General features: G+C 69.8%; 4 protein-coding genes. All 4 read left to right on the forward strand.

From position 1 onward, the window contains the following. Positions 1-197: 197 nt before the first annotated feature. The 4 genes from ACFXKG_RS35740 (at position 198) to ACFXKG_RS35755 (ending at position 3,388) form a co-directional block, all read left to right on the forward strand. Positions 198-1,130 (forward strand): DUF881 domain-containing protein, encoded by a 933-nt coding sequence (locus ACFXKG_RS35740; protein ID WP_382899069.1) that lies wholly within the window; start codon positions 198-200, stop codon positions 1,128-1,130. After that, positions 1,127-1,459, forward strand: a complete 333-nt coding sequence (locus tag ACFXKG_RS35745) for a small basic family protein (RefSeq protein ID WP_023543062.1) — start codon at positions 1,127-1,129, stop codon at positions 1,457-1,459. Before ACFXKG_RS35740 ends, ACFXKG_RS35745 begins: the two co-directional genes overlap by 4 nt. After that, positions 1,456-2,418 carry a DUF881 domain-containing protein gene (locus ACFXKG_RS35750; RefSeq protein ID WP_384848000.1) on the forward strand — a complete coding sequence of 321 codons (963 nt, stop codon included), beginning with the start codon at positions 1,456-1,458 and terminating at the stop codon, positions 2,416-2,418. The genes ACFXKG_RS35745 and ACFXKG_RS35750 overlap by 4 nt, the downstream gene beginning before the upstream one ends. 148 nt (positions 2,419-2,566) lie before the next feature. Next, positions 2,567-3,388 (forward strand): FHA domain-containing protein, encoded by an 822-nt coding sequence (locus ACFXKG_RS35755; RefSeq protein WP_365818840.1) that lies wholly within the window; start codon positions 2,567-2,569, stop codon positions 3,386-3,388. Positions 3,389-3,440 lie beyond the last annotated feature (52 nt).

Consider the following 3,440-nt stretch of genomic DNA (forward strand, 5'->3'; position numbering starts at 1 on the left):
TTTTTCTTGTTTTTGTTGTTTTCGCGTTCGTTCTCCACATCCTCCATCTCCTTTCTTTTAGGGTCTTCCCCCCCTACTCTTTGCGTTCCCTCTCACCCCCCCCCCCCCCGGCCGCCGGGGGGGCCCCCGCGCCCCCCCCCCGGCGCGTCGGTGGGGCCATTCGGCGGTAGCGGTCACGACGTGCGACGATGTGCGGCATGTCGCAGCAGCCCCCCATCCGGAGCACCGCTTCTCCGCCCGCGCGTCCCGACGCGTCGATGTCGCTGCTGAACAGTGTGATGGACCACAGCCTCGACGAGGGGTACGCGGAGGCGGCGGCGCGCAGGGCGGCGGAGGACGGCGGGCTGCCGCGCACGCTCAGGGCCAAACTGGGCCTGGCGGCGGGGTTGGTGCTGGCCGCTCTGGTGGTCACTGTGGGTGCCGCCCAGGCGCGTATCTCCGCCCCGGTGGTGGCCAAGGAGCGCGAGGAACTCATCGACCGGATCAACGCGGAGACGTCGACCGCCGACGGGCTGGAGCGCTCGGTGGAGGAGCTACGCAAGGAGGTCGGCGACCGGCAGCGTGCCGCCCTGCGGACCCGGGGCGGGGACCAGGGCGAGGTGGTGGCGTTGCTGGCCGGCGCGACGCCCGTACACGGGCCCGGGGTGAAGCTGGTCGTCGACGACGCCAAGGACGCCTCGTCCGGTGGTGGTGGCGGTCCCCGGGAGAGCAGTGGTTTCTCCGACACGGGCCGGGTGCGCGACCGGGACATGCAACGGGTCGTCAACGGCCTGTGGGAGTCGGGCGCGGAGGCGATCGCCATCAACGACCAGCGGCTGACCTCGCTGTCGGCGATCCGGGCCGCCGGTGACGCCATACTGGTCGACAACAGGCCACTCGTGCCGCCGTACACGGTGCTCGCGGTGGGGGACGGAAAGAAGCTGAGCACCGCGTTCCAGGACAGCGCCGATGGCCAGTATCTGCACTCCTTGCAGGAGAACTTCGGCATCCGCACCAGCATTTCGGATCAGCGGGAGGTGCGTCTTCCTGCCGCGCCCAGCCTGATCGTACGTACAGCAGAGCCGGAGACCGCCGACGCCGGTAAGGGCACCGGGCAGGACGCGGCCGACATGGGGAAGGGCACATCGTGATCGCCGTACTGGGCCTCGTCGTGGGAGTCGTGGTCGGACTGTTGGTCCGGCCCGAGGTGCCGGCTGTGGTCGAGCCGTATCTTCCGATCGCCGTCGTCGCCGCTCTGGACGCGGTCTTCGGCGGGCTGCGGGCCATGCTCGACGGGATCTTCGTCGACAAGGTGTTCGTGGTTTCCTTCCTGTCGAACGTGGTGGTCGCCGCGCTCATCGTCTTCCTCGGCGACAAGCTGGGTGTGGGCGCGCAGTTGTCGACCGGCGTGGTCGTCGTCTTCGGTATCCGGATCTTCTCCAACGCTGCCGCGATCCGCCGGCACGTGTTCCGGGCGTGACGCCGATGAGCAGCGAGGAGAACCCCCAGGAGCCCGGTAAGCCGCAGGGGCAGGGGAAGCCGCACGAACCCGGGAAGCCGCACGGCGCCGGGAAGTCCGAGGGATCCGACGGGCCGCGGGGCCCGGAGCGGCCTCAGGGCGGCGGGGAGAGCTCCGGCGCCGCCGACGGGAGCCCCGCGGCCGGCGCGGCGTCGGAGGACGCCGCCGGGAACGCCGCAGGGCCTTCCGGGGCCCAACAGCTCACCGGACGCCAGCGGTTGGCGGCGGGTCTGTGGCCGCCGCGGGTGACCCGGGCACAGCTCATCGTCGCCGTCCTGCTGTTCGGGCTCGGGCTCGGGCTCGCCATCCAGGTCACGTCGAACAACGACGACAGCGCACTGCGGGGCGCCCGCCAGGAGGACCTGGTGCGGATCCTCGACGAGCTGGACAACCGGACGCAGCGGCTGGAGGACGAGAAGCAGCGTCTCGACGCCCAGCGCACCGAGCTGGAGACCAGCTCGGACCAGGCCGAGGAAGCCCGTAAGCAGACCAGGGAGAAGGAGCAGCAGCTCGGTATCCTGGCCGGTACGGTCGCCGCTCAGGGGCCCGGTATCACGCTGACGATCCGGGACATCAGCGGGACGGTCGAGCCGGACATGCTGCTCGACGCGATCCAGGAGCTGCGGGCGGCCGGCGCCGAGGCCGTTCAGATCAACGATGTCCGCGTCGTCGCCGATACATACTTCTCGGGCACGGGCGGTGATGTTCGCGTGGACGGCAACGCGGTGTCCTCCCCGTACGTCTTCAAGGTCATCGGCAAACCGCAGGACCTGGAGCCCGCCCTGAACATTCCGGGCGGGGTGGTCCAGACACTGGAGAAGGAGCAGGCCACGGCCACGGTGGCACGGGCTGAGAAGATCATTGTGAATGCCTTGCGACCCGTGAAGCGCCCTGACTACGCTCGGTCGTCATCGCGGTGAGGCGGAGGTGCATGCGAGCCGTCGCACGGGGGCATGAGGTTGCGGGGGGTCGGCGCACGAACAGTGCGGTGAGTGGTGGAAACTGTCCGGTGGATACGGACGTTGTCAAGATGTCCGGGTCGGCAGGTGTGTTCATTCAGGGTTCGTCCTGCCCCACGGGCGGGTCTGTTTCGGTCAAGGGGAATCGCCCGTGAAGTTGTTTGGGAAGTTGTTCGGCAAAAGCGCACGCGAGGACGGCGGCGGGCGCTCCCGTCATCGTGCCTCGCGCCAAGGCGGGAGCGAGGAGCAGGGCGGCGAACGTCCGCTCTTCCGCGACCAGGTGGGCGGCGACGCCACCGGCGCGTCGTCTGTTGACCCTGCCGGTCCCGGCCGCATAGGTTTCGGGGAATCATCGGCCCCCGGGGGGCCGTCGCGGCAGGAGGATCCCTCTATGGCGGCCTTGCCGGTTTGTACGAGGTGCGGGCACCGCAATGCCGAGGCCAGTCGGTTCTGCTCCAACTGCGGGGCGCCGCTGCGGGGCGGAGTGCCGCCGGAGCGCGCCTCGGAGACGACGTCCACGATTTCGATCTCGGGTCTTGAGGCGTACGACTCCGAGGTGACGGGCCAGACGGCGCTGCCGTCGCTCACGCCGGAGGCGCAGGCCGCCGTCGACGCCCTGCCGCTCGGCTCCGCGCTCCTGGTGGTACGGCGCGGCCCCAACTCGGGCAGCCGCTTCCTGCTGGACGGCGAGCTGACGACGGCGGGACGCCACCCGGAGAGCGACATCTTCCTGGACGACGTGACCGTGTCGCGCCGCCATGTGGAGTTCCGCCGGGGCGGCGACGGCCACTTCACCGTCTCGGACGTGGGCAGCCTGAACGGTACGTACGTCAATCGTGAGCGGATCGACTCGGTCCTGCTGGCGAACGGCGACGAGGTCCAGATCGGAAAGTACCGGCTGGTCTTCTACGCGAGTCAGCGGGGCGTGTGACAAGCCCCTGAGGAAGGTCCATGCCGCGTACACCGACGGGCGGTGCCGGACA

Source organism: Streptomyces sp. NPDC059255, from assembly GCF_042752355.1.
Taxonomy (GTDB): domain Bacteria; phylum Actinomycetota; class Actinomycetes; order Streptomycetales; family Streptomycetaceae; genus Streptomyces.

Excerpts from the sequence above, each read along its gene's own strand:
- ACFXKG_RS35740 (WP_382899069.1), top strand. The coding sequence starts at position 198 with ATGTCGCAGCAGCCCCCCATCCGGAGCACCGCTTCTCCGCCCGCGCGT.